Raw genomic sequence first — 26,168 nt, 5'->3', positions numbered from 1 at the left:
GAATAGCGCTTACAATGCAGAGTGACCATTGTATACAATATAAGTTTACAATTTAAGCCACGCTATTGTTAGCGACTTTACTTGCAAGGCTGCTGTTGCCCTTGCGATAATTGAGCCTCATTTACAGAGCTGAGTTCATCAGTCGCCTCCAACGGAGAAACCATGTCTAATAATATTGCCACCCGCCTTAATGCCATTCGCCAGCAACTTGAAGTTAACCAAATCGATGCTTTTATTATTCCCCGTGCCGATGAATATTTAGGTGAATACGTACCTGCGCGAAATGAGCGCTTACACTGGGCCACCGGCTTTACCGGCTCAGCAGGTATGGCGATTGTATTAAAAGACCGCGCCGCTATTTTTACCGACGGCCGTTACACAGTGCAGGTGCGCCAACAAGTTGATGGCAGTTTATTTGAATACTTAAGCCTGTATGACGACCCACAAATTGACTGGTTAATCGATACATTACCCGCAGGAGCTAGCGTGGGTATCGACAGCCGATTACATACCCTTGCTTGGTATCAACAAACCAAAGCCCAATTTGATAAGGCCCAAATCAATTTGGTTGAAGTGAATGACAACCCCATTGATGTGAGCTGGCTAGATCGCCCCGCGCCATCAGCATCAACCATGACCTTATTTAGCCATGAAGGTGCTGGGCGTAATAGTGTTGAAAAACGCCAACAAATTGGAGCACTTGTAAAAAAACAAGGTGCCGATGTGGCACTTATCGCGGCATTAGATTCATGCTGTTGGCTGTTAAACATCCGTGGTAATGACGTGCCACGCTTCCCGGTCATACTGGGCTGCGGTTTATTATCGGCCAATGGCGACATGACCTTTTTTACCGATTTAGCCAAAGTGCCTAACAACATTGCTGAGCATGTAGGCGCTGGTGTGAGCTTTAAAGAAGAGTCTGAATTAGCATGCGTTTTAGCTAAAATGGAAGGCGTTAAGTTATTAGCCGACCCACATTCAGCCAATGCATACTCACAATTATTGGCGCAAAAAGGCGGTGCTAAACTGATTGCCGGTACAGATCCTGTCGCAATACCTAAAGCGCAAAAAAATAGCGCAGAGCTTGCTGGTATGCGCGCCTGCCATATTCGTGATGGCGTTGCTGTTAGCCGCTTTTTAGCCTGGTTAGACAGCCAAGTTGAACAGCACATCATGCACGATGAAGCACAATTGGCAGATAAATTAGAAAGCTTTAGACTGCAAGACCCTCTCTACCGTGAACCAAGTTTTGACACTATCTCAGCCACCGGTGCCAATGCCGCCATGTGTCATTACAACCACAATAATGGCACCCCAAGCACCATGACCATGGACAGTATTTATCTGGTTGACTCTGGTGCGCAATATATTGATGGCACCACCGATGTCACCCGCACTATCGCCATTGGTAAAGTTACTGACGAGCAGAAAAAAATGGTCACCTTAGTACTAAAAGGCCATATTGCATTAGATACAGCACGCTTTCCTAAGGGCACTTCGGGCCAACAACTCGACGCTTTTGCCCGCCAGTATTTATGGCAACACGGTTTTGATTATGACCACGGTACCGGCCATGGCGTTGGCCACTTTTTGAGTGTGCACGAAGGCCCACAGCGTATTGGTAAAAACGTTAATGGCGTTGCGCTGTTACCTGGCATGGTATTGTCAAACGAGCCAGGCTATTACCGCGCCGACGGTTTTGGTATTCGTATCGAAAACCTTGTGGCGGTGCAGCCGTGCCAAGCCCTACAAGGGGCTGAACGTGAAATGTATGAGTTTGACGCATTAACTCACATCCCAATGGATGCCCGCTTAATAGACAAGTCATTATTAACTGATTTTGAAGTAAATTGGTTTAATCAATACCAACAAAAAGTACGTCAAACCCTTGCGCCATTAATGCAAGGCGACGAGCTAGCCTGGTTAAATAAAGTCACTGAGGTCATTTAAAATAGTGGTTAAAGCATAACAAGATAAAGGCTTAGAGTGAGTTAATCTTCTAAGCCTTTTTTTACAACGAATCAAAGTCAAAAGGTATGGCAGTGATAGAAAACACGCTATCTGCTTTGGGTAGCGCAATGGTCTAACCGATAAAGTGGATCATTATCGATGCCATTATTGAAGGGGGCTCTTTGTGGTTATGGTTATGGTTATGGTTATGGTTATGGTTATGGTTATCTTAGCCTCAAACTCATCACCTTAAGCAACTACCCTAAAGCGGATCAACATAATAATGCAGGGGGATTATCTGCGGTGTGATTGCCACTATACCAATGAGTATTGTTGTGTTGTTTATCGAGCCAAACCTGGCATATTAACAATAAAAAACGCAGGCACTTACAAGCCTGCGTTTTTATTATGTTAACCTCAACTCTGGATAAGAGATGTATTGATAACGATATAAATCAATAGATTGACTAAAATCCACTGTCAAGCTTGTGATTTGTTTTGCTAACAAGGCGAATTAACGCGTCAATAGCTAGCCTATTGCAAGTTAATTCAACGCAGTGAGGAAGGCAAAGGACTGCTTGAAAGGCGTTTGTTATCCAGAGCTGAGGTTATGTTAGGTCAAAAATTTAGTTTACATCACGTACTAAACGAACATAGTTGTAAATGCGAACGCTATCGTATTGAGGGCCATAGCCACCAGAGTAGTCTTCACCATCCCATACTTTTGGGTCGCTGCGTTGCGCACCGGCACCATGCACATCGACCCAACGTCCGGCATCACTGTCGTAGCCAAGCGCTTTACCAAAGGCGACATAAGAGGCTGCATTACCATAGGTTGTATTTAACTCCGTATCATCAGAATAAGCACCGTCTGTTGCATGGGTTGTGCTGCTCCAATATAGGCCATAATCAGCTTCCCCATTTTCGTCGGTAATCGTGGTAATGTTAAACACATCGTCAATCACAGCATAATCGGTATCAGCGAGTTTTTCGGTGTATTCAACTAGGCTATGTAACTCTTTTATGTTCGGTAAACGCCAATCGCTGTAACCTAAATAATTAGCCGCATTCATGGCTTTAACGTAAGCAAAGGCATCTTGCCATAACATTGCACCAGCCAAATCTGTGTCATCGGCAATGATCAAGCCATTGCCATCGGCGTCGGTCCAATCAAGTTTGGTGTAATCAAACCCTGCCGACTCTGTCACAGTGCCCGTTGTTTCATCATAATCTGCACCACTGTCAGATTGCGCCCACATTAAGTTAGTGGCATTGTCGGTAATAGTATGATCACCGTTGTCGATAAAATCGTTGGTCGCATAACTGGTATTGCCACGCATACACATGACAAAATAGGTTTTGTCGCCATTAAAGAACTCTTCTTCGTAACCTTTAATACGTCCATCAGCAAAATTCACCCCAAACATCATCGAAGTACCTTCACCATTAGTAAACGTTGAAGTTGTTGCATATTGAGAATCGATGATTCGTTCATTGTCGGTGCTGCCGTAGGCAAAAGCAAAATAGTTCCAATCGATAAACGGTTGTAGGTAAGTAAGATCGTCAGACGTTGGATCGGTTCCTTGAAAGTTCATCAATGAGTAAAGCTGTTTTACATTAGGCAGTTGCCAATCGGTTTGGCCTGCGTAATCTAATGCTTCACAATAACTTGCCGCTGCACTAGAGCTTAGCTTGTCATCACTGGTAATTTCACCATCATTGTTCATTTCTGGGCTTTGGGTCCAGATAATTCCTGTGACATTATCGGTGACCGTAATGTCGCCATCATCAGTTACATTGGTGGTGTAACTTTGCTCACTGCCATTGACGGTTTGACCATCTTGACCATAAAAATCTTCTAATGATGCAGGGCAAGCTAGCTCGATATTATTGTCATAACACAGGCTTTGGGCAGAATCGGCAATGGCATAAGAATATACCGTTGCTGCATCCTCACCTTCTATCGTTTCTGAAGTTCCATCCGTTACAGCAAGCTCTGTCGTTTCATCTGAAGATGAGCTACCACACCCACCCATTATCAGTAGCATTACAAGCATGCTAACTTGGGTTAACTTAGTTTGAATTTTCATTCCTAATCCTCTGCACCTGGCGTATTAATGCTTTACAACCTGGCTGTACAATAGCGCCTTAACGTGCAGAAATTGTGCATAAAAAACGCAAATACTGTTAGCTATTGCTAAAGCGGGATCGAGCTCACATTGGCATTAGGAAAGTTGAATGTCAGTATTGAGGAAAAAGCATAAAATGCGTTAACAGGTGCTAACTTGTCGCCAATGGCAAGCGAAACAAGTTATTGATATTGCAGGCACAACGCTTCAAAGTCATCTTTGGGGTCCAGTAAAAAGTCTTTACCGACAACTGAGGTGATTTCAGCTTCTGAAATATAAGGATTATCAATTTTGAAAATTAATCTGTTATATAATTTTGCATTGAGCAAAAACTCGCAGTGATGTTGGTAAAACAATTGATCAAATTGGCCATTGGCAATAATCCGCTTTAAGCCAACCTCAATTCTCTGAGCAAGCCGAGGTTTGTTTGGCGATACATAATAGTAAGTTGCCAGAGGAATGTGCAGTAACACATGCTCATCAACCACTAATTCCGGATACAAGGGCTTAAAGAGCGACAACTCTTGAAAAACCTCATTAACTCCCCGCCCAAAAGTGATAAAGCGGTCTTTAGACAGCATATTAAATAAAGTTTCATACTGGGTGCTTTCAACAACATCAAAACCTGCTTTTGTCATGGCAAATTTTGTCGACCACTGGCTACCTGAGCCGGTTTTAAGCACCATTAACTGCGCCAGAGTGCTGACATTAGCAAGCGTCCTTATATTGTCTTTTTTAATAATAAATAATCGAAAGCCCTGAATGCCCTTGCGTATAGGGATTTTTATCGGAATAAGCTCTTGGTTCCACTCAAGCTGTGGCGCTTCGGCAATAACATTAACGCCTTCGCCGCCCTTTAATGATCTAAAAATACGATTTCGGCTCATTCTAGTATCTGCAACCACTAAACTCCCCTCGCCAAAATCAGCATGAGTTGCCTCAATCACCAATGCCAATAGGTCATAGGTATATTGGTAGCGACTGTCTAATTCTGATTCAGAGCGATTAATCACAAATTGGTCTTCTGAATGGCAGGTAGAGGCAAGCATCATTCCCCCTGTAATAAGGAGGGTTAATAATAAACAAGAGCGCTGAACTGCATTCATCAATTAACTCGTGACAGTAAAAAAAGCATAATGGGGACATACCTATAATAGCCGTAAAAGGCAGCACTGTTTGATAAAATCGACAGCTTTATCAGATTTATTTTAGATTGGCTTTGTATGAATATCAAACAACAGTACAACACAATTTAACGAGCGTGATATGGGCTTGTAATGCAGATGACCAAGCAAGTGAGATGTGCAACACCTCACAGAATGAGCAAGTACGCCCCTCAACTTAAGCATGGTTGAGTTGAGGGAGCCAATTAACAAATGACTGCACAAGATGCTCACACAAGATTACGCAACCGATTGCTCCGTTGGCGAGCAACTGCCATCCTGCTTGGGGCTATAATAGTTTGAGAACATTTTTAACAATGCTTCGCGGCGGATCACACCGCATAATCGCCCCTGTTCAACCACAGGATAAACGCTTGGCACTGCCGCTGACGCACCACGTAAACGTGCTTCGTAGCTTTGATACCCTCCACTGATGTACATTCCATTGTCGCTCACAGGGAAGAGCTTGTTTTTATCAACCACCATAAACTCAAGTAACTGAGCAAGATTGTCGTTGGGCGACACGGTAAGTATGTTAGTTTGCATAATGTCTTTAACAGAAATCGGTAATTTAGCTGAAAACTCCTCAGACCAAAGTAAACGCATTAAATCTTGTTCAGAAACAAAACCTAACAACTGATTATCACTATCGATCACTGGCGCACTAGGCACATTATTACGAGCAAGCAATGTCAACGCGTCATAGATAGACATATCAATTGAAAGTGTGGCAGGTTTAGTGTCCATCAATTCACTGACGATAAGTTTTTGGATTTTATTTTTCATGGCGATGTACTCTTTACTGTGTGGATGTTGAGTGTGTAAAGCACTGTAAGTTTGTTGCAATGGATCAAAATCAGGCGGGCCTTGCTGAACACTAGGCGTGTGAACATGTACAGATGTGTGGATATGGGCGTCGCTAAAAGGACTAACATGCAGCGATGTCGCGGTTTGATTAGCATAAGTGCCTTTATTATCAATCCAGTAATAACCTAAACCGACAAATACAGCGCCACCCAAAATATTACCCAGTGTCACAGGGATCAAGTTATGTACAACAAAATTACTGATCGTTAAGTCTGCAAATACTTGTGGTACCACACCTAAAGCAACAAAATACTCACTGCCTGCAAAATGCTGAATGGCAATGCCTAAAGGCACCATAAACAAATTGGCAATACTGTGCTCAAAGCCGCTTGAGACAAACATAGCCACGGGCAAAATCAACAATAAAGATTTGGCCAAAACCTCTTTACAGCTAAAAGTCATCCAAACACCCAAACACACTAATAAGTTGCATAAGGTGCCTAAAGCAAAAGCTTGGCTCCAGTCATGGTGAATTTTATGCTGGGCCAGGTGTAGCGCATTGAGCCCCCACTCATTACCATCTAAGCCATACATTTTTGACAGCATCACCAATAGCAATATCAACATGGCGCCACATAAGTTGCCTAAATACACACGTATCCAACAGCTTAATAACTGCTTAGTAGTGACCTTGTTTTGTGCCCAGGCAATGGCACTTAATACGGTACTGGTAAAAAGCTCTCCACCTAGCACCACGACGAGGATCAAACCTAAGCTGAAGGCCACACCACCACTAAACCTCACTAAGCCCCATGAGTGTTGAGCCGAACCTGTGGTGACAGTAAGGTAAAATACAAATGCTAACGCGATAAAAGCCCCTGCAAAAACCGATAATCCAAATGATTGCGCAACATTTTTCGTGACTTTGGTTTCGCCATAGTTGGCCGCTTTGTCAAATGAGCTCATCGGTAAAGGTGTTTCAACTACCGTAAGGTGGTTTATTGACCGACAAGGCCCATGATGATGAGGTGCCTCTTGAATGTAAGGCGCTCTCATAATGTCATCCTCATCGTATTGCAGATAACATAATAAGAGGAATATCCAGTAGCTATATACATAGGTAACTCCTTGAATTTGTTTATGACATAAATCACTACATATTGAGCATATCCCCAGCCAAGCAAAAATAATATTGAGTCTTTTTTAGGTGTAGTATCAATAAAACTGATACCCAAAGCGTGCAAAAAATACTGCTGTAAACAGGCTTTTTTGAGGGGTGACTGGTTTAAAAAAGGGGGGAAGTGTAAAAAACAAGCGGTTTGAATTAGGCTCCACACGCTGAATTGAATGCCAAAGCGCCCACTCTTATTCCATTGCGCATTAATAAACCTCAGCTCTGGATAACAAACGCCTTTCAAGCAGTCCTTTGCCTTCCTCACTGCGTTGAATTAACTTGCAATAGGCTAGCTATTGACGCGTTAATTCGCCTTGTTAGCAAAACAAATCACAAGCTTGACTGTGGATTTTAGTCAATCTATTGATTTATATCGTTATCAATACATCTCTTATCCAGAGTTGAGGTTAATCAGTGACTATGCAGAATGCGTCCAGCGGTTGTTGATTAAGGCGTCGCTATGTCGTCATGGTTGTTCCCTTTCAAATAGCGAGAACGCAAAGCCCAGTAACGACGTGGAAAAACAGACTTGATACTAAGTAACCTGAGCGCGGGATAATAAATGCCTTTCAAACAGTCCTTTGCCCTGCTCACTGCGTTGAATCGACTTACAATAGGCTAGCTATTGACGCGTCAATTCGCCTTGTTAGCAGAACACATGACAAGCTTGAAAGTGAGAATGGGTAACATGTTGATTTTAAATAGCATAAGTTCATCCCTTATCCCGCGCTCAGGTTAAGTATCAAATTTACAGGTAACCACAAGCAATTAAATTGAAGGTTGATACAAAGGCTAATATAGATAACTGCTGTTGATGAGGTAACGCGCACTTAAGTTAGGGATTCTAGGGTAAAATAAGCACGATAATATTGAGCGAGTATAGCAATAATCCTTTATACAGCCTCAACCCAAGCGTTGTCATGTGCATACCAAATTATCCTGGCAGCGACTTGTTTGACTGGGTTTACTGTATCGAAAAAAACTTATCAACAAACACAGATAAAGTTCAGGATTTAAACAAAAGTTTGTTATACTCCGCGACCGCTTATTGATGGCGCCCCAATAGGGTATCTCATTCAAGCTTAACGTTTTTCAACTATCCTAAATAAGTTAACAACACTGTTAAGCATGAGTTTAGCCAATTCAATCACGCTAACGACCTAAATTATCCAGATTTACCTTGTTCAGCTAGCACGCTAGACGCAACTAAATCGCTTTGTTTTGATGTACATACAGGAACCGCACCATGAAATTCGAATCTTTTAGCTTCGCCCCAGAAATATTACGCGCGATCGCTGAGTGCGGTTATCAATCAATGACCCCCGTGCAAAAACAAGCGATACCGGCCATACGCCGTGGTGAAGATGTCTTAGCAAGCGCCCAGACCGGTACAGGCAAAACCGCAGCCTTTGCTTTACCCATATTGCAAAAAATGTGCGAAAACCCAAAAGACACCTTACCGTCTAATACTCGCACTCTTATTTTAACGCCGACACGTGAACTGGCCGCACAAGTTGCCGACAACATCAGCGCTTACAGTAAACACCTCAATGTGACGGTATTAACCATTTATGGGGGGGTGAAAATGGACAGCCAGTCACAAAAGCTCAAACGCGGAGCAGACGTGATTGTTGCCACTCCTGGTCGTTTACTTGAGCATATTGTTGCTTGTAATTTAAGTTTATCTAACGTCGAGTTTTTAGTGCTTGATGAAGCTGACCGCATGCTTGACATGGGCTTTAGCGCCGACATTCAAAAAATCCTTCAAGCGGTAAACAAAAAACGTCAAAATATGCTGTTTTCTGCAACTTTCTCAAACGAAGTGAAAAAGTTAGCTAATGACATGCTCGATAGACCTAAAGTGATCACGGTAGATAAACAAAACACCACCGCAGCAACAATCAGCCAAGTTATTTACCCGGTTGAACAACGCCGCAAACGTGAATTACTGTCTGAACTGATTGGCACTAAAAACTGGCGCCAAGTATTGGTATTTACTGCCACGCGCGATGCCGCTGACACCTTAGTAAAGGAGCTAAACCTAGACGGAATTACCTCTGGCGTAGTTCACGGCGAAAAAGCACAAGGTAGCCGTCGTCGCGCTTTACGTGAGTTTGTCGAAGGTAAATTGCGGGTATTGGTCGCCACCGAAGTTGCTGCTCGCGGCCTTGATATTCAAAACCTTGAATACGTGGTTAACTACGATTTACCGTTCTTGGCTGAAGATTATGTGCATCGTATAGGCCGCACAGGTCGAGCGGGGAAAACAGGCGTGGCGATCTCGTTTGTTAGCCGTGAAGAAGAGCGCACACTGGCAGATATTGAAAAACTCATAGGTCAAAAAATTCGCCGCATTACCGTACCAGGTTATGAGGTAGGTAGTCGTGAGATGTTGCTTAAACAAATTGAAAAACGTCGTAGCTTTGCCAAAAAACAACAACGTAGCGACAATGTTGGCGCACAGATGATTGCAGAGAAAAACATGGACGGTCGTCGTGTGAAAGTGGGTAAAACGACCAGCGCTGTTAAATACAAAAAAATTAAGTAACCTCAGTTCGATATATTTTACCTACCCACGATAAAGGGTCGGCAAACAAAAAGGCGCTTCGGCGCCTTTTTTGCTCTTGAATGAAATTATTACTGTCATTGGCAGGTCTGGTTTTGTAACTTATACGTACTTTTGTGACATCGAATTCTTCAGGACAACAACACAAGGACTTACCATGTTTAAAAAACTGCTTATCACCACCTCGTTATTGTTAGCCAGCGTTGCCAGTATCGCTAAACCTATTGCTATTGACGAAAACAATGTCATGCCACTGCTCAATGGCCATCAAATACCAGCCATCACCTTACAAGATGTTAATGGCAAAGCGGTTGCACTGGACAAACTTGTGGCACAAAAGCCAACCATTTTCTTCTTTTATCGTGGCGGTTGGTGTCCATTTTGTAACTCACAAATGGGTCAATTAAAGGCAATTGAACCTAAACTGATTGAAATGGGTTTTCAGCTAGTGGGGATTTCTCCCGATACACCTGAAAAAATGCGGGCGTCAATAAACGATCAAAAACTCGATTACTTATTGCTGTCTGACACCGCAATGGCAGCATCACAAGCCTTTGGTTTGGCCTATTACACCAGTGCAGATATCACTCAAAAGTACACAGCAAGTCTTGCTGTTACCAACGAGCTATTCACCACGCCAGAAGGTGATAAACGCCTAGTGTTACCTGTTCCGGCAGTTTATCTGGCCGATAAAAATGGCTTAATTCACTTTCAATATGTTAATCCAAACTACAAAGTGCGCCCTGCTCCTGAGTTAATTTTAACGGCTGCAGAATTACTGGTTAACTAGTTTATCATTAAGTCATTGCGATACATTGAGCCAGCAACAGGAGGTTGCTGGCGTTTTATGATAGCAAACATCAGCTAACCTTAGCGCCTCTCATCGCTCACTTATTGCTATTAAACACAATCTGACATCACAAAAAGTGACCAAAGATACAATAAAATCATCATTTAATGCTTTTTGTATTGGATTTTTAAGCGCGCATCTCGCTACACTGTTCGCCAAATAAAAATATCCCTATACAAAGGCTGTTAATCATTATGTCAATCCCTACAACATTCGGTACAGCAAACACCCCAGGTACGATAAAGGCAATGCTGTTAGGTTGTGGCGAACTCGGTAAAGAAGTCGCCATTGAGCTACAACGTTACGGCATTGAAGTTATCGGCGTAGACCGTTACCCAAACGCGCCAGCAATGCAAGTGGCACATCGCTTTCATGTGATTAATATGCTCGATGCCCAGGCGCTCAAAGCGGTTATCGAATTAGAAAAACCAGATCTCGTTATCCCAGAAATTGAAGCCATCGCAACACAAACCTTAGTCGAATTAGAGGGACAGGGATTGCATGTTGTACCAACGGCTAACGCTGCCAAGCTCACTATGGACCGCGAAGGTATTCGCCGCTTAGCCGCTGAAACCTTAGCCCTACCAACATCACACTATGCCTTTTGCGATAGCCAATTAGAGTTTGAGCAAGCGGTCGCTAACATTGGCATTCCGTGTGTTGTGAAGCCAGTAATGAGTTCATCGGGTAAAGGCCAAAGTGTCATTAAGTCTAGCGATACCATTGCCAAAGCATGGGCTTATGCTCAAGAAGGCGGTCGTGCAGGACAAGGCAGAGTAATAGTAGAGGCCTTTATTCCATTTGATTATGAAATCACCCTACTCACCATTAGCGCGATTAATGGTATTCACTTTTGCGCCCCAATCGGTCACAGACAAGAGGACGGTGATTACCGCGAATCCTGGCAGCCTCAACAGATGTCGGAGCTTGTGTTACAAAAAGCCCAAGCCGTAAGCAAAAAAGTGGTTGAAGCCCTAGGCGGCTTTGGCTTATTTGGTGTTGAGTTGTTTGTAAAAGGTGATGATGTGTATTTCTCAGAAGTATCACCAAGGCCACACGATACCGGTTTAGTGACACTTATTAGTCAAGATCTATCAGAATTTGCTTTGCATGTGCGTGCTATTTTAGGTCTGCCCATCAGCAGTATTACTCAACATGGGCCCAGCGCCTCTGCGGTGATTTTAGCCGAGGGCACCTCAACCAATATTCGTTTCCAAGGTATGGCACAAGCCCTAGCGCCTGCTGATACACAATTACGCTTATTCGGTAAACCTGATATTAATGGTCGCCGCCGGTTAGGTGTTGCCCTTGCACGTGACACATCCATAGAAAACGCCATTGAAAAAGCCACAAAGGTCGCCAGCAACATCAAGGTATTGTTTTAACCTATACAGGCGTAAACTGCCGAACATCGCTTAATACATACAACAAAAGCCGTAAATTATTGCGGCTTTTTGTTGCTTAACCCTCAAACATCTTTTAGCCGTTTACACAATTAACCACATCCCCTTGCAGGAACTGCTTTATGTTATTTACAGCAATGTTGAGTAAATTTTGTCTTGCTTGCAAGGTTGCCCAAGCAATGTGCGGCGTTAGGGTAATATTAATCGCACTTAGCAATGGGTTGTCTGGGCTTGGTGGTTCTGTTGATAATACATCGACGGCCGCAAACCCCTTATGTTGATTGAGCCATTGCGCTAAATCGGCTTCGTTAATTAAATCGCCGCGGGCAGTGTTGACTAATAAACATCCAGGCTTTAACAAGCGCAAACTGTTACTGTTTATCATGTGCTTAGTGGCGATATTAAGTGGGCAATGCAGTGAAATAATGTCAGCTTGCTGAAACAGGGTATCGCGCTCACACCAGGTTATCGCCCCAGGTAAATCGGCTTTAGGTTTACCACTTGTGATTAACACTCGCATGCCAAACGCCACACCCAGATTAGCCACCTGCTGGCCAATATCACCATACCCAACCACACCCAAGGTTAACCCCTTTAACGAGGTTAGCGGACTTAAGGTAAAACAAAAGTCTCGCTGTGACACCCATTGACCGGATTTTACGGCCTGATCATGTAAGGCCACCTGTTGATAATGGTGCAATACATGTGCAAACACCATTTGGGCGACAGCATCAGGGCCGTATGCAGGAATATTAGTCACACAAATGCCGTGTTCTGTAGCATATTGAATATCAACAACATTGGTACCTGTTGCTAATACGCCAATATAGTTAAGTTGCGGTAGATGGCTTAGAGTGTGTGCAGTTAACACGGTTTTATTGGTCAACACTATTTGTGCTTCTGCACAACGTGCTACCACTTCAGAGGGTAATGTATGCTCGTAAATCTCACTTTCACCTATGGCTTGCAGTGCTTGCCAATCTAAATCCCCTGGGTTTAGTGTGTAACCGTCTAAAACCACTATTTTCATCTTAGGTTCACTCCCTGTTAAACAAAACGCTAACGCATTGCGCGTGAGGTTTTAATACGCTCATAAGCGGCTTGAATATCCTGTGCTTTGGTTTTGGCTAAGGCCATCATTTCTTCTGGTAACCCTTTAGCCACGAGCTTATCTGGATGATGCTCGTTCATTAATTTACGGTAAGCGCGTTTAATCTCTTGGTCGCTAGCAGACTCGGCCACACCTAACATCACATAGGCATCGTTCAGCGGCATTTTATTGCCTTGTGGTGATTGATGATGGCTAAACTCAGCTTGCCATCGTGCCAACAAGGCATCAAGCTGTGCTGCTAGGCCTAGTTTATTGGCGATAACCGACAATATTTGTTTCTCTTTGGCATGCAACTCACCGTCAGACAGGGCCGTCTGAATTTGAATTTCCAAAAACATTTGTGCTAATTCGGCGCGTCCTTGAATAACATGGCGAAATTGCTCTAACTGCTTGAGCAAATCAAAATCAGCTTGACGCCCATGCCTAAAAGCATCTTGAGCATCAATGCGCGATTGGCCCGATAGCTTCATCTGATCCATAAGCATGGTGGCAATACGAATATCATTTTCAGTCACACGACCAGACGCTTTAGCCACATGGCCCATTACCGCAAAGGTTGCATTAAAAAACATCGCCTGACGTTCGCTGCCTTTACGCAATAATGACGTCAGCCCCTGACGTTTATCGTAAGCATGCCCTAACCATAATCCTAAAAGGGCACCAAAAAACCGACCAAACATAAAGCCGATAATAAACCCAAAAACTTTACCCCAAATGCGCATTGTACCTTCCGCTTTGTTTAATGTTCATTCTTGTATTGCAACATATTAGACGCAACTTGCTGGCCTAAATTTACGCTTGTAACCGAGCTTCGAGTTGCTCAAGTCTTGTTATCGTGCCCACATCGCACCAATAAGTATCTAAATACGCACCCATAACTTGTTGGTTTGTTATAGCCTCTCTTAGCAAAGGCCCAAGCGCTTGTTTGCCTTCTGGTACAGCATGAAAAAATTGAGGGTGATAAATACCGACACCCGAAAAGGTCAGTTTTTCATTCTCTTTCAAACTCAGTCGTGCTGCTGTGTCTATTGCAAAATCGCCTTGAGGATGGTGCTCAGGATTGTCAACTAACCACAAAAATGCCTCCCCATGACCTTGAACAATGTGCTCGTAAGCGCGATGAAGATCATTGGGCAAGTTATCAAGGTAAATATCACCATTGATGACTAAAAAAGGTGCAGTACCCAGTAAAGGTAATGCACGTTTAATACCGCCTGCGGTCTCTAGCGCGTCGCCTTCTTCACTGTATTGAATATTGAGCCCCCATTGATGCCCATCGCCGAGCATTTCAGGTAACTTATGTCCTAACCAGGCATGATTAATCACCACATCTTTAACGCCTATCTCTGCCAGTTTTTCAAGGTGGTACACTATTAAGGGGTTACCCGCTACGCTCACCAATGGCTTAGGTAAGGTATCGGTAAGTGGTCGCAAGCGCTCACCTCGCCCAGCAGCCAAAATCATCGCTTTCATAGTGTATTTCCTGCATCAGACTGCTGTTTAACCAGTGGCACAATAATGCGTTCAACCCAAGAGCTGAAGGCGGTAATTTGCGAGTAGTGGCTGCCAATATCAACGATATATTGCAAGGTTAATGGAATATCAGCCAAATACCCACTCTTGGCATCGCGGTGATATAAGCGAGCAAAAATACCGGCAGCCTTGATGTGACGCTGTATTCCCATTAAATCAAACCATTGTCGATAAGTCACAAAGTCAAGGGTATCGTCGATTAACTGATGCGATTTAAGTAACCCGTAGTGATAATGCATTAACTCATCAACTTGTTGATCTGGCCAGCGTACATAACAATCCCGCAGCAAGGACACCGCATCGTAAGTCACAGGCCCAAGCACTGCATCTTGAAAATCAATCACGGCAAGCGCATTTGCATTCAATAATAAATTACGGCTATGGTAATCACGGTGCATCCCAACTTTAGGTTGAGATAAAGCACTTTGCGTTAACACCTCAAAAGTACTGGTTATCATTTGCTGTTCATTGTTCGACAGCCGGTAACCTAAGTGTGTATTGACTAACCAATCAACAAATATCGCCAACTCACGCTGTACAAATGCCCCATCGTAGTCAGCCAACGGCCCTAATTCAGTGACCGTTACTCCGGCAATGGTCGGTAATAAATTGAGTGCTTGTTGATAATAATCGACAACATTGTGTTGATTTAATACTGACAATAGCTGTTTTTCGCCCACATCCGTTTGTAAAACAAACCCTTGTTCATCGTCAGTGGCTAATACCTCTGGCACGCATAACCCCGCGGTTTTATATGCCTTTGCCATTGCCACAAATGGCGCGATTGGCACTAAGTTAATGGGTGAGTCTGACACTATGTAATGCTCACCCAAATGCTCAATGCGAAAGTAACGACGAAAACTGGCATCACCGCAAATCAAGTATGGAGTCACTTGTTCGGCAAAATATTGATTTAACCAGTGGCTTAAGGCGATAAATCTTGGGTCAGTTAAACTCATCTCAATGGCTCTTAACGAAAAATTGCTTTATTATAGCCAGCATAACATTTGGAAACAGCTAAAGAATGGAATGTTTTGTTTAGCTGAGTATCTTTTTCTCTCCAAAAATCTTTCTGAATATGAAATCATAAATTATTGACAACAATGCAGATCCGTTATTTTCTGGCGTTATGCCTACTCCCCAATATCGTTCTTGCTGAAGAAGCAGAAACGACCGAGCTGCCGACATCGCAATGCGTTGTTACGCCCCCAGTATCTCGTTCATTTGAAGACAGAGCGGCATTAACGGGTATTGATGACGAGCAAATCGTAATTATCAGCGACTATTCAAACGCTGCATTTAACAACAAAGCACAATTTATTGGTGATGTCAGTTTTAGTCAGGGACAGCGCCATATTGCAGCCGACAGTGCGATTTTGGATCAAAAAAATCAACGCTTAAATGCCGATGGCAACTTAATTTTTAAAGACGAATTATTCACTGTCACTGCCGATTCTCTTGAAGCGCAAATGAGCACCAACAGTGCCACGCTACAAAATACAAAATACTGGCTTCATGGCCAGCAAGTTCATGGTGATGCCAGCAAATTACAAATTACTTCTGAAAACAATTTACTGTTAACCAAAACTAACTTTACAACCTGCCCGCCCGGTGACGAATCATGGCTACTTGAAGCCGACATGATCAAAATCGACAGCACTGAAGAGTGGGGAGAAATTTGGAATGCAAAATTAAGAATTGCCGATGTGCCAGTGCTTTACATTCCTTACATGACCGTTCCTGTTTCGGACAAACGTAAAAGTGGTTTTTTGTTTCCAAGTTTCAGCACAAGTACCACTAACGGTATCGAGGTCATTACTCCTTATTACTGGAACATCGCGCCAGAATATGATTTAACTTTTACTCCCAACTTTATGTCTTCACGTGGTTTGTATACCAAAACAGAATTTCGCTATCTGGCTGGTGAGCAGCAAAACGGCCAGTTTAATGTGGAATACCTAGGCAGTGACGATAATTCAGACACCAATGCCAACCGTTACCTATACCACTGGAGTCACCAGGGCGCGATTAACAAAAATTGGCGAGTAAGATCAGATTACACTGACGTGTCTGATAATAATTACTTCAATGATTTAGACTCAGATGTTAACCAGTCTACAGATAACCAGTTATCACGAATTGGTGAAGCCAGTTACTTTGAACGTAACTGGGATTTCAACATGCGTGTTCAAGATATTAAAGTGCTTGGTGAGGACGAAAAGCCATATCAAGTGATGCCACAGCTTAACTTTAACTATCGCACTGCAGATTTTATTGATTCTATCGATTTTAAGTTTAATTCTGAACTGACTAATTTCAGCCATCAAGATAACGAATACAATACCGCAACCCGTTTGCATTTAGTGCCAAGCTTAATTTGGCCAATTCAAGGCCCTGCTGGGTCATTTACCAGCGAAGTCAAAGTCATGCAAACACAATACTGGCAACAAAATCTGGAGGAAGATAGCTCGTTAGACGACACGGTGAGCCGTACTATTCCTCAGGCGCGCCTACATGGTCAAGTCAATTTTGAGCGCGCTGCGCAGCTGTTTGACAGCCAGTATCGCCAGACATTAGAGCCTCAGATTCAATACCTATATGTCGGGTACGACGACCAATCTAATATTGGGATTTACGACACCGCTGAACTTCAAGAAGATTACTATGGTTTGTTCCGCGACCGTCAATACTCTGGTTTAGACCGTATTGCTGATGCCAATCAATTTACCCTTGGGTTTACAACTCGGTTATTTGACACAAATAATCGCGAGAAATTTAAGTTTAGTGTTGGTCAAATCATGTATTTAGAGTCATCAAAAGTCGCTTTAGATACAACATACGAAGAAACATCGCCGTCTACATCAGTCCTTGCAGCTGAACTAGATGCACAGTTATATAACGATTGGTTTATCAGCGGTTCGGTTCAACATGACACCGAAACCGGTGAAAACAAAAAAAATGAAGTTACCTTAGATTTTAGACCAAGCAATGACAAATTATTGCAGTTAAGTTATCGTTACGTGCCTGATCTGTTGAATACCAATACCAATGACCAAGTCGATATCTCCCAAGCGGGGCTACGAACCTCTTGGCCACTAAGCGACAGCTTGTATTTTGTGGGTAATTATTATTATGACCTCAATGAATCTCGCAATATTGAAACCTATACAGGTGTGCAATACGAGTCATGCTGCTGGGCTGTTCGCCTCAGTTATCACTACCGTATCAGAACCAATTATGACGATGATTTGTCGAGCACTGAAGATAACAGTGAAGAATTTGAAAGCGGTGTTTACCTAAACTTTGTGATAAAAGGACTGGGCGGTTCAGGTCCGTTAGGCGTAGCAGACATGCTAAATGAAGGCTTATTTAACTACCGTAAGCCACTTTACTTGAGGAATTAGTTATCTTTTATGATAGATTGCTGAACCTAGCGATAAACTCATAGTCCAATAACAACAAACATGCTGTTGAGTATGAAGTAGTAACCTTATTTTGGCGATATATTGCCAGTTTATATTGAATTGAATGTGCCAAGGATTTTGTGGATGAAACACAGTAAAAAAATGATTTTTGCGTTACTTGCATTGGCCATGAGCCAAAACAGTATTGCAGCCCCAGTGCCATTAGACAGAGTATCAGTGCAAATCAACGATGGCATTGTGCTCGAAAGTGAAATCAACAATATGATTACCACTGTGAGAGCTAACGCTAAAGCCGCTAACCAAACATTACCTTCGGAGCAAGCACTTCGCACCCAGGTAATTGAACGCCTTATTCTAACCCATTTACAAATGCAAATGGCTGAACGCATTGGGTTACAAATTGGTGATTTACAATTAGACCAAACAATAGAAAATATCGCTAAAGAACAGAAAATGACGGTAGCGCAAATGCAACAGGCTATCGAAAGTGAAGGCACGAGTTTTAGCCAATACCGTGAGCAATTACGTCAAGAAATCACCCTTGGTGAAATTCAACGTATTCAAGTACAACGCCGAATTCAAGTCTCACCTCAAGAAATCAATGGCCTAGTCAAGCTTATTGAAGAGCAAGGCTTAAAAGATGTTGAATTCCAAATTGGCCACATCTTAATTGAAATCCCCAGCGAGCCAAACAGTGAGCAATTAGAAAACGCTAGCCGTCGAGCTGACATCGTTTTAAAACGCTTAAATGCCGGAGATGATTTCCGCAGTACAGCAATTGCCTCATCGTCAGGCCCTAAAGCGCTAGAAGGCGGTATTTGGGATTACATGAACATCAATGAAATGCCAACCTTGTTTGCTGAAGTAGTCAGCGGCGCGAAAAAAGGTGACATTATTGGCCCAATCAAGTCAGGGTCTGGTTTTCATATCATTAAAGTGATGGACACCCGTGGCCTTCAAACTCAAGAATTATCTGAAGTGAAGTCTCGCCATATTCTGTTAAAACCGTCACCCATTTTATCTGAAGAACGCGCCAAAGCGATGCTGGATAACTTCTTAGTTCAATTACGCAGTGGCGAAGCCGACTTTGCTACGTTGGCGAAACAATATTCAGAAGATCCTGGTTCGGGTGCTAAAGGTGGTGAGTTAGGTTGGGCAGATCCTAACGTATACGTACCTGAGTTTTCGCAAACTCTTGCTAACTTAGATGAAGGTCAAATCAGTGAGCCTTTCAGAACCACTCACGGATGGCATATTGTGCAACTTGAGTCACGACGCAAAACCGATGCTACCGCTCAGTTCAACAGTAACCGCGCTCATCAGTTAATTTTCCGTCGTAAATTTAACGAAGAATTGCAAAACTGGTTAGATGAAATGCGCTCAGAAGCTTATATCGAAATTATTGAACCAATAGATACGCAACGAGGTTAAGCAAGCTCAATGACTAAACGTATTGCCATTACTCCAGGTGAACCAGCAAGCATTGGTCCTGACTTAGTCATCAAACTCGCTCAGCAGGCTTGGCCTGCTGAGTTAGTTGTTTGTGCCGACCCTGATTTGCTAATGAGCAGAGCCAAATTGCTTGGCTTGCCATTACAACTCAAACCTTATCAACCGTCACAAGCACCAAAACCTCAAGCCGCTGGCACATTAACCATCGTCCCCTTTGCCCTCGCTGAGCCTGCCCAATGCGGTGTATTAAACGAGGCTAACAGTGCCTATGTTGTTGATACACTTCGCTATGCCGGCGAAAAAAACATGTCTAATGAATTCGATGCCGTTGTCACAGGGCCGGTTCATAAAGGCATCATTAATCAAGCCGGTATTCCATTTAGTGGCCATACTGAGTTTTTTGCACTGCAAGCAAACTGTGCAGACGTAGTGATGATGCTAGCAACGCCTGGTTTACAAGTCGCTTTAATGACAACCCACATACCATTGGCCTATGTTTCTAAAGCGATTACCCGCGACAGACTGCACCACATCATCAGTATTTTACACCGTGAACTAGTCAGTAAATTTGGCTTAGGCTCACCTAAAATTTATGTATGTGGCTTAAACCCACATGCTGGAGAAGACGGCCACTTAGGTCGTGAAGAAATTGATACCATGATCCCCGCGCTTAACGAGTTACGCGAGCAAGGAATGGATATTGTTGGCCCATTGCCAGCAGACACGCTATTTCAGCCTAAGTATCTTGAACAAGCAGACGTGGTGCTGGCCATGTATCATGACCAAGGATTACCTGTGCTTAAATCATTAGGATTTGGCAAGTCGGTCAATATCACCTTAGGTTTACCTTATATTCGCACATCAGTTGACCATGGTACGGCACTTGAACTTGCTGGTACCGGCAAAGCGGATAGCGGCAGTTTTACCTGTGCATTAAACAAAGCCATCGAATTGGCTTCAAAAAGTAAGTAACCCATTTTAATGAGCAATAAAGTACACTTAGGCCACACGGCCAGAAAACGTTTTGGACAAAACTTCCTTACCGATGAGGGTGTGATCAGCAGTATCGTAGGGGCAATTACGCCTGATAATGATCACGTCATGATTGAAATTGGACCCGGTCTTGGTGCATTAACTGAACCTGTGGCTGACACCATTGATAATCTGACAGTGGTAGAGTTAGACCGTGACCTAGTTGAACGTTTACAACAACACCCGATCCTTAAAGATAAGCTGACAATTCACCAGGGCGATGCGCTGCAATTTGATTTTTCAACACTGCAACAACCTGGCAAAAAAATGAAAGTGTTTGGTAATTTACCCTATAACATTTCAACGCCACTGATGTTCCATTTGTTCGAGTTTGCCGAGCAAATAGAAACAATGCATTTTATGCTGCAAAAAGAAGTGGTATTACGTCTTTCTGCAAGCCCTGGTTCTAAGGCTTATGGTCGTTTAACCGTTATGGCGCAATACTTTTGCCAAGTTGTGCCGGTACTTGAAGTGCCCCCACATTGCTTTACTCCGCCCCCAAAAGTGGATTCAGCAGTAGTGCGTTTGTTACCGTATGAAGTTAAACCTTGGCCGTGTAAAGATGTTTCAGTGTTACGCCATTTATGTTCTGCAGCATTTAGCATGCGCCGTAAAACATTACGTAATAACTTAAAAGCCATGCTGTCTGATGATGATTTTGCCTCATTAAATATTGACTCCAGCATGCGGCCAGAGCAAATCAGTGTCCCGCAATATGTCGCTATGGCTAATTTACTGTGTGACAACAAAAAGTAATAATAAGGGCATGCCGATACGAGCATGCCCTTTTGTTTTAGTACAGGATGTGAAATGAGCCAAAGCGAATCACCGATAAAAATAAAAGTCGACACTCAATACCTAGAACAACAATCTGATGCCGCAGACAATAAATACCTTTTTAGTTATACCATCACCATCATCAATTTAGGCGACACCAATGTCACACTCAAAGATCGTCATTGGATAATTACAGACGCCAACGGCAAAGAAAGCGAAGTAAAAGGTCCCGGTGTTGTAGGAGAAACCCCAACGATTAGCCCAAATACAGCCTATCAGTATTCCAGTGGTACAGTGATGGAGACACCGGTTGGCTTTATGCATGGCTTTTACGGAATGGAAGACGCACAAGGCAAACGCTTTTTAGCCTCTATTCCAGCATTTAGATTGGCAGTACCAGGTATTTTACAGTAAATCATGGCGCACTATTTTGTTGGTGACATCCAAGGCTGCTTTACTGAGTTGAACTTTCTTTTGCAAAAGGTCGACTTTTGTCCATCGAGAGATGAGCTATGGGCAGTGGGTGATTTAGTCGCAAGAGGTACTGAGTCGTTGGCAACATTAAGGTTTTTTGCATCATTGCAAAACGCTGCCAAAGTGGTGCTTGGCAACCATGATCTGCATTTATTGGCACTTCATGGCAAATTAAAAAAGCCTCACCCGCAAGATAATCTTAACGAATTACTTAACGCTCCTGATATCGATGTGTTAATTGATTGGATAAGACAACAACCATTAGTTCGCACATTGCCTGAACACAATATCATCATGACCCATGCAGGCGTTCCGCCGCAATGGGATATGGCCACCTTATTACAAGAAGCCAAGCAGGTCAGCATAGCACTGCAACGTCCTGATTATTTAACCGCAGTCATTGCAAAAATGTATACCGAAGATTCTGCTAAGTGGTCACCTGAGCTACAAGGCATTAATCGCTTACGTTACTGCATCAATGCCTTAACTAGAATGCGTTTTTTACACTTAGATGGCCGCCTCGACTTTAAATGCAAAACACCGCCACAGCAGCAAACCACCTCAGAGCTTAAACCCTGGTTTGAATTCCCATCACGTTGTGCACCACAAAACACACTGATATTTGGCCATTGGGCTGCACTGATGGGGCACACGAACCAGCCTCATTTTATCGCACTTGATACCGGTTGCTGTTGGGGTGAGCATCTCACTTTGTGGCATCTCGAAAAGGATGAAAAAATTACCCAAAAAAGGTTAATTTAACGTTAAACTAACGTAGCAATTTGCCGATAGTATTACCATTCGTATTGATTATCTGGTCATGCTGCAAAGCTCAAACTACCCTATAAATAAAAGTGAAGCTTCAATAAACACTGTCCGTGTAAGCCAGCCAAGCCTTCTGGCAGGCTACGACACAACAAAGTGATTGATAAAAATATGAGAATTAACGAAATTTGCCTGAGAAACATACATTTGTTAATCCACTCAATTTGACTAATAAGAAAACCAGGATCAAATAATAATAGCCGGAGTATTGTATGAAAATTAATGTAGCGACCAGAGTTATTGGCGGTTTTACCGTTGTAACACTGTTACTTGTGGTCCTCGGGTTTGTCACTCTTTTTAGCAACAACAGTATCAAGGACGGCACAACCATCCTTAAAACGGTCAGCTTACCAGCGTTAGAGGCAACCAGCATTTTAAGTGAGAACCTCAGCACTCAACAAATCGAAGCGGTACTCGCTTACTACAGTACTCATTCATCTAAAATCCCTGCTATCGAGAAAAAACTGACCGATCTCGACAGTCGTTTTAAAAAAGATTTGGCCAATTTAGGTAATTTAGTCAGCCAACAGGCCCTACTTTCGGCCCCCTTAGACGGCTTAACCAAAAGTTATAACGTGTACGAAGCTAGCGCAAATACCATGCTAAACGAAAGAGAAAGTGCACTTAGCTTGCAAGAAAAACTCTTAACAATGCGCAGCAATTTAGAAAATGCCGCTGATGATTCTTCATCCATTCTTTTAGACGTCATCGACTTAGAAACCAGCGAAGATGATACTGAGCGCAGCCTCGCCGCGTCAGCCAGTTTAGTTGATGGCACCCTGATTAATATTATTACCACGATTTACGATTTAGTGGCTGCCACCGAGCAGAGCAAGTTTGACCTTATCATTAAAGAATTAGATTACATGGTCAGCGAAGCAAGAACTAAAATCGACTACATTAATCGCCAAGGCACTGGCGTGGTCAGTAGTTCTATTTTGGAAGATCTGTTAGCCGAAAGCACCAAGGTATTTGAATTACTCAGTGGCAACAACTCAATTATTGCCCTAAAACAGCAACAGCTTAATCATGAATTTGCTGCAACCAAGCAATTAAATGATACTCAAACTGCGGCAAAAGATGTCAACGCAAAGATGACCGTATTAGCCAAATCGATTGACACTTTTGCTGGCGATATCAGCAATGAAGCGCTCAACATCATTGATTCAGCATTTTATAAAACCCTTGGTGTCGTGCTTTTTGCTATCGTGGTTGCCATTGTGGTCAGCATTGCCGTTATCACCCCATTGACCAAATCGTTAGAGAAAGTAAACCAAGCATTAAACGTATTAGCCTCTGGTGATTTAACTCATAAATTAGATGATTCTGGCTATGACGAATTTGCTGAGTTAGCCAAAAACTGTAATCGCCTCGTAGACAGCTTGCGAAGCCTAATTGTGGGTATTGTGGACAGAGCCAATCAGCTTGCTGCGGCGGCCGAACAAACCTCTGCCATTACCTCGCAAACCACCATTGGAATTCAAGAGCAAAAGAGCCAAGTCGATCAGGTCGCGACTGCAACTACCGAGCTCAGTTCAAGTGCACAACAGGTTTCAATGAGTGCGGATCAAGCCTTAAATGAAATCAAACAAGCCGATCAAGAAGCACAACACATGCGCTCACTGGCACAAGAAAGTAAAAACACCATATTGGCATTGGCTGAAGAAGTCGCTAAAGCGGGGATTGTAATTAATAAGGTTCACTCAGACAGCGCCTCAATTGGCTCTATTCTGGATGTTATTCGTGGTATTGCTGATCAAACTAATCTACTTGCACTAAACGCAGCCATTGAAGCTGCTAGGGCTGGCGAACAAGGCCGAGGCTTTGCGGTTGTAGCCGTCGAAGTACGAAACCTCGCCTCGCGTACTCAACATTCGACCAGCGAAATTCAACAAATGATTGAAGTGCTTCAGGTCGGCACTCAAGAAGCCGTAGCGGTAATGGAACTTGGCCGTACTCAAGCCAATAGCTGTGTTGAGAAAAATGAACAAGCTAACATCGCCCTTGAAACTATCAGCAAATCAGTTCATAGAGCGTACGATTCAGGTAACCATATTGCGCAAGCAGCACAAGAACAAAACATTGTGAGCCAACAGGTATCTGAAAAACTTGAACATATAGCATCTATTTCAGAAGAGACAGCCACCGGAGCCGATCAAACAGCACAATCTAGCCATCAAGTTGCAATGCTTGCTGAAGAGCTACAAGCTTCGGTAAGTGAGTTTAAAGTGTAATACTATTACACGTTAATAAGATGACTTGCGAGAGTTAAAATGAGAACCTAGCAGCTTCTGCGCTAGGTTCTCGCTTTTTAAAGGGAATATCCATAACAATATAGCGGCGCCTTAATCAAAAGGCGCTCAGCGCATTCTGAGTGGTCACCAATTAATGGTCAATAGTATTATGATTGCTATACAAAGCTCATTAGCGTCTTTTAAAACACATAAAAAAATACCGATAATTGCTTATCGGTATTTTTATCTTTACTACATTTTAATCATTTAAACGATTACTCGTCTTCACCGCCAGCACCACCAATACGACCTTTTATCGCACCGGTTATAGGGCTGCCGTCATGGCCATTAGCCGAAGCCCAATCGAGAATGGTTTTACCATCTGCTTCTGGCGCAGCTAGGTCAGACGATGGCATACGTTTTGCGATAAACTCTCCGACATCATTCGCATTTGCATTGTAGGCAGTACGCAATAAACTGCTGCCATCACAAGAAATGCCTGAATAAAGGTTACGTAATTTGACACGGCTTTCTTTCATCTTTTTACGCAAACGATTTTTGTCATCAGATTTAACATAATCACAAATATTCGCTACTAATTGATCTGTATTGGCAACAGCAGGGGCTGACACAGAAGATGCTGCAATCAGGGCCGCAATAGCCACAGGCAATAGACGCATCTGACACTCCTTTATCTTTATAGTTATATAGCTATACATACTGTAGACAGTAAAGTTTACAGTTGCATATTAATTTCAGGGTATAAACGTGATTAATTTAACACTTTTTTACGAAGGTGTTAAAGCTATATTGCAATCCTTTGTCGTTTGTTGCAGTTTCTGAGTTCTCAATTTTCCACGAACCATCATCCCACTCAGGAAAAACGGTATCCCCTTCAACGTCTAACGCTATCATGGTCAGATATAACACGTCGGCTTTAGGCAGTAATTGTGCGTAAAGTTGACCACCACCAATGACAACAACTTCGTCGCAATCACCGGCTGATACAAGGGCTTGTTCAAAGCTTGTCACACACGTCACCCCATCAATAGCTAACCGACTATCACGACTGATCACAATATTATGCCGACCGGGCAATGGACGTCCAATAGACTCATAGGTTTTACGTCCCATAATCACAGGTTTAGACAATGTCATGGCTTTGAAATGGCGTAAATCTTCAGGTAAATGCCATGGCATCTTATTGTCTTTACCAATCACTCTATTATTTGCCATGGCGGCAATCATCGCGATACGCATTGT

Annotated in this window: 21 protein-coding genes; 12 read left to right on the top strand and 9 right to left on the bottom strand. The window is 43.0% G+C overall.

Translation table 11 applies throughout. The features are described 5' to 3' along the window. Nucleotides 1–162 precede the first annotated feature (162 nt). Both L2703_RS09965 and L2703_RS09960 read left to right on the top strand, forming a co-directional pair. A complete protein-coding gene (locus L2703_RS09965; RefSeq protein WP_248970941.1) occupies nucleotides 163–1,950 on the top strand; it encodes an aminopeptidase P family protein in 1,788 nt (595 codons plus the stop codon). Nucleotides 1,951–2,109: 159 nt separating this feature from the next. Beyond that, nucleotides 2,110–2,259, top strand: coding sequence for a hypothetical protein (locus tag L2703_RS09960; protein WP_248970940.1), 150 nt, complete (start codon nucleotides 2,110–2,112; stop codon nucleotides 2,257–2,259). Between the two features lie 317 nt (nucleotides 2,260–2,576). Here L2703_RS09960 and L2703_RS09955 read toward each other — a convergent pair whose 3' ends face one another. The 3 genes from L2703_RS09955 to focA form a co-directional block, all read right to left on the bottom strand. Beyond that, complete coding sequence (locus tag L2703_RS09955; RefSeq protein ID WP_248970939.1) at nucleotides 2,577–4,040, bottom strand: Lcl C-terminal domain-containing protein; 1,464 nt, start codon at nucleotides 4,038–4,040, stop codon at nucleotides 2,577–2,579. Between the two features lie 221 nt (nucleotides 4,041–4,261). Continuing rightward, on the bottom strand, nucleotides 4,262–5,185 hold the full coding sequence (locus L2703_RS09950) for a hypothetical protein (RefSeq protein ID WP_248970938.1): 924 nt from the start codon (nucleotides 5,183–5,185) through the stop codon (nucleotides 4,262–4,264). 297 nt (nucleotides 5,186–5,482) lie between these two features. After that, complete coding sequence (gene focA / locus L2703_RS09945; protein WP_248970937.1) at nucleotides 5,483–7,105, bottom strand: formate transporter FocA; 1,623 nt, start codon at nucleotides 7,103–7,105, stop codon at nucleotides 5,483–5,485. 1,364 nt (nucleotides 7,106–8,469) lie between these two features. Here focA and L2703_RS09940 point away from each other — a divergent pair. The 3 genes from L2703_RS09940 to purT all read left to right on the top strand — a co-directional run bounded on the left by L2703_RS09940 (nucleotide 8,470) and on the right by purT (nucleotide 12,024). After that, nucleotides 8,470–9,771: a DEAD/DEAH box helicase gene (locus L2703_RS09940; protein ID WP_248970936.1), complete on the top strand. Its 1,302-nt coding sequence runs from the start codon at nucleotides 8,470–8,472 to the stop codon at nucleotides 9,769–9,771. Between the two features lie 175 nt (nucleotides 9,772–9,946). After that, a complete protein-coding gene (locus tag L2703_RS09935; RefSeq protein WP_248970935.1) occupies nucleotides 9,947–10,579 on the top strand; it encodes a peroxiredoxin-like family protein in 633 nt (210 codons plus the stop codon). 254 nt (nucleotides 10,580–10,833) lie between these two features. Next, the gene (purT, locus tag L2703_RS09930) at nucleotides 10,834–12,024 is read left to right on the top strand and encodes a formate-dependent phosphoribosylglycinamide formyltransferase (protein ID WP_248970934.1); all 1,191 of its coding nucleotides are present in this window, start codon (nucleotides 10,834–10,836) and stop codon (nucleotides 12,022–12,024) included. 94 nt (nucleotides 12,025–12,118) lie between these two features. On the opposite strand, the gene L2703_RS09925 is transcribed toward purT, so the two are convergent. From L2703_RS09925 to L2703_RS09910, 4 genes are all read right to left on the bottom strand, one after another. Further along, nucleotides 12,119–13,072 carry a D-2-hydroxyacid dehydrogenase gene (locus L2703_RS09925; protein ID WP_248970933.1) on the bottom strand — a complete coding sequence of 318 codons (954 nt, stop codon included), beginning with the start codon at nucleotides 13,070–13,072 and terminating at the stop codon, nucleotides 12,119–12,121. Nucleotides 13,073–13,101: 29 nt separating this feature from the next. Beyond that, nucleotides 13,102–13,875, bottom strand: coding sequence for a co-chaperone DjlA (gene djlA, locus L2703_RS09920; protein WP_248970932.1), 774 nt, complete (start codon nucleotides 13,873–13,875; stop codon nucleotides 13,102–13,104). 70 nt (nucleotides 13,876–13,945) lie between these two features. Further along, a complete protein-coding gene (gene murU / locus L2703_RS09915; protein WP_248970931.1) occupies nucleotides 13,946–14,626 on the bottom strand; it encodes an N-acetylmuramate alpha-1-phosphate uridylyltransferase MurU in 681 nt (226 codons plus the stop codon). Further along, the gene (locus tag L2703_RS09910) at nucleotides 14,623–15,645 is read right to left on the bottom strand and encodes an aminoglycoside phosphotransferase family protein (RefSeq protein ID WP_248970930.1); all 1,023 of its coding nucleotides are present in this window, start codon (nucleotides 15,643–15,645) and stop codon (nucleotides 14,623–14,625) included. Before L2703_RS09910 ends, murU begins: the two co-directional genes overlap by 4 nt. Before the next feature lie 144 nt (nucleotides 15,646–15,789). On the opposite strand from L2703_RS09910, the gene lptD reads away from it, so the two are divergent. The 7 genes from lptD (at nucleotide 15,790) to L2703_RS09875 (ending at nucleotide 24,905) form a co-directional block, all read left to right on the top strand. Next, complete coding sequence (gene lptD, locus L2703_RS09905) at nucleotides 15,790–18,090, top strand: LPS assembly protein LptD (RefSeq protein WP_248970929.1); 2,301 nt, start codon at nucleotides 15,790–15,792, stop codon at nucleotides 18,088–18,090. 144 nt (nucleotides 18,091–18,234) lie between these two features. After that, nucleotides 18,235–19,542 (top strand): peptidylprolyl isomerase SurA, encoded by a 1,308-nt coding sequence (gene surA, locus L2703_RS09900; protein ID WP_248970928.1) that lies wholly within the window; start codon nucleotides 18,235–18,237, stop codon nucleotides 19,540–19,542. 9 nt (nucleotides 19,543–19,551) lie between these two features. Next, entirely contained in the window at nucleotides 19,552–20,535 is a 984-nt protein-coding gene (pdxA, locus tag L2703_RS09895) for a 4-hydroxythreonine-4-phosphate dehydrogenase PdxA (RefSeq protein ID WP_248970927.1), read from the top strand. Between the two features lie 9 nt (nucleotides 20,536–20,544). Further along, the gene (gene rsmA, locus L2703_RS09890; RefSeq protein ID WP_248970926.1) at nucleotides 20,545–21,351 is read left to right on the top strand and encodes a 16S rRNA (adenine(1518)-N(6)/adenine(1519)-N(6))-dimethyltransferase RsmA; all 807 of its coding nucleotides are present in this window, start codon (nucleotides 20,545–20,547) and stop codon (nucleotides 21,349–21,351) included. Between the two features lie 54 nt (nucleotides 21,352–21,405). Then, nucleotides 21,406–21,786 carry a Co2+/Mg2+ efflux protein ApaG gene (gene apaG, locus L2703_RS09885; RefSeq protein ID WP_248970925.1) on the top strand — a complete coding sequence of 127 codons (381 nt, stop codon included), beginning with the start codon at nucleotides 21,406–21,408 and terminating at the stop codon, nucleotides 21,784–21,786. Between the two features lie 3 nt (nucleotides 21,787–21,789). Continuing rightward, nucleotides 21,790–22,608, top strand: a complete 819-nt coding sequence (locus L2703_RS09880; RefSeq protein ID WP_248970924.1) for a symmetrical bis(5'-nucleosyl)-tetraphosphatase — start codon at nucleotides 21,790–21,792, stop codon at nucleotides 22,606–22,608. Between the two features lie 275 nt (nucleotides 22,609–22,883). Further along, the gene (locus tag L2703_RS09875) at nucleotides 22,884–24,905 is read left to right on the top strand and encodes a methyl-accepting chemotaxis protein (RefSeq protein WP_248970923.1); all 2,022 of its coding nucleotides are present in this window, start codon (nucleotides 22,884–22,886) and stop codon (nucleotides 24,903–24,905) included. Between the two features lie 275 nt (nucleotides 24,906–25,180). Here L2703_RS09875 and L2703_RS09870 read toward each other — a convergent pair whose 3' ends face one another. Continuing rightward, nucleotides 25,181–25,585, bottom strand: coding sequence for a DUF3718 domain-containing protein (locus L2703_RS09870; protein WP_248970922.1), 405 nt, complete (start codon nucleotides 25,583–25,585; stop codon nucleotides 25,181–25,183). Between the two features lie 97 nt (nucleotides 25,586–25,682). Further along, the gene (folA, locus tag L2703_RS09865) at nucleotides 25,683–26,165 is read right to left on the bottom strand and encodes a type 3 dihydrofolate reductase (RefSeq protein ID WP_248970921.1); all 483 of its coding nucleotides are present in this window, start codon (nucleotides 26,163–26,165) and stop codon (nucleotides 25,683–25,685) included. Between the last annotated feature and the right edge of the window lie 3 nt (nucleotides 26,166–26,168).

This window comes from Shewanella basaltis (assembly GCF_023283885.1).
Lineage (GTDB): Bacteria > Pseudomonadota > Gammaproteobacteria > Enterobacterales > Shewanellaceae > Shewanella > Shewanella basaltis.
Note: the sequence above shows the minus strand (reverse complement) of the source record. Positions and strands in the feature narration are given on the sequence as shown.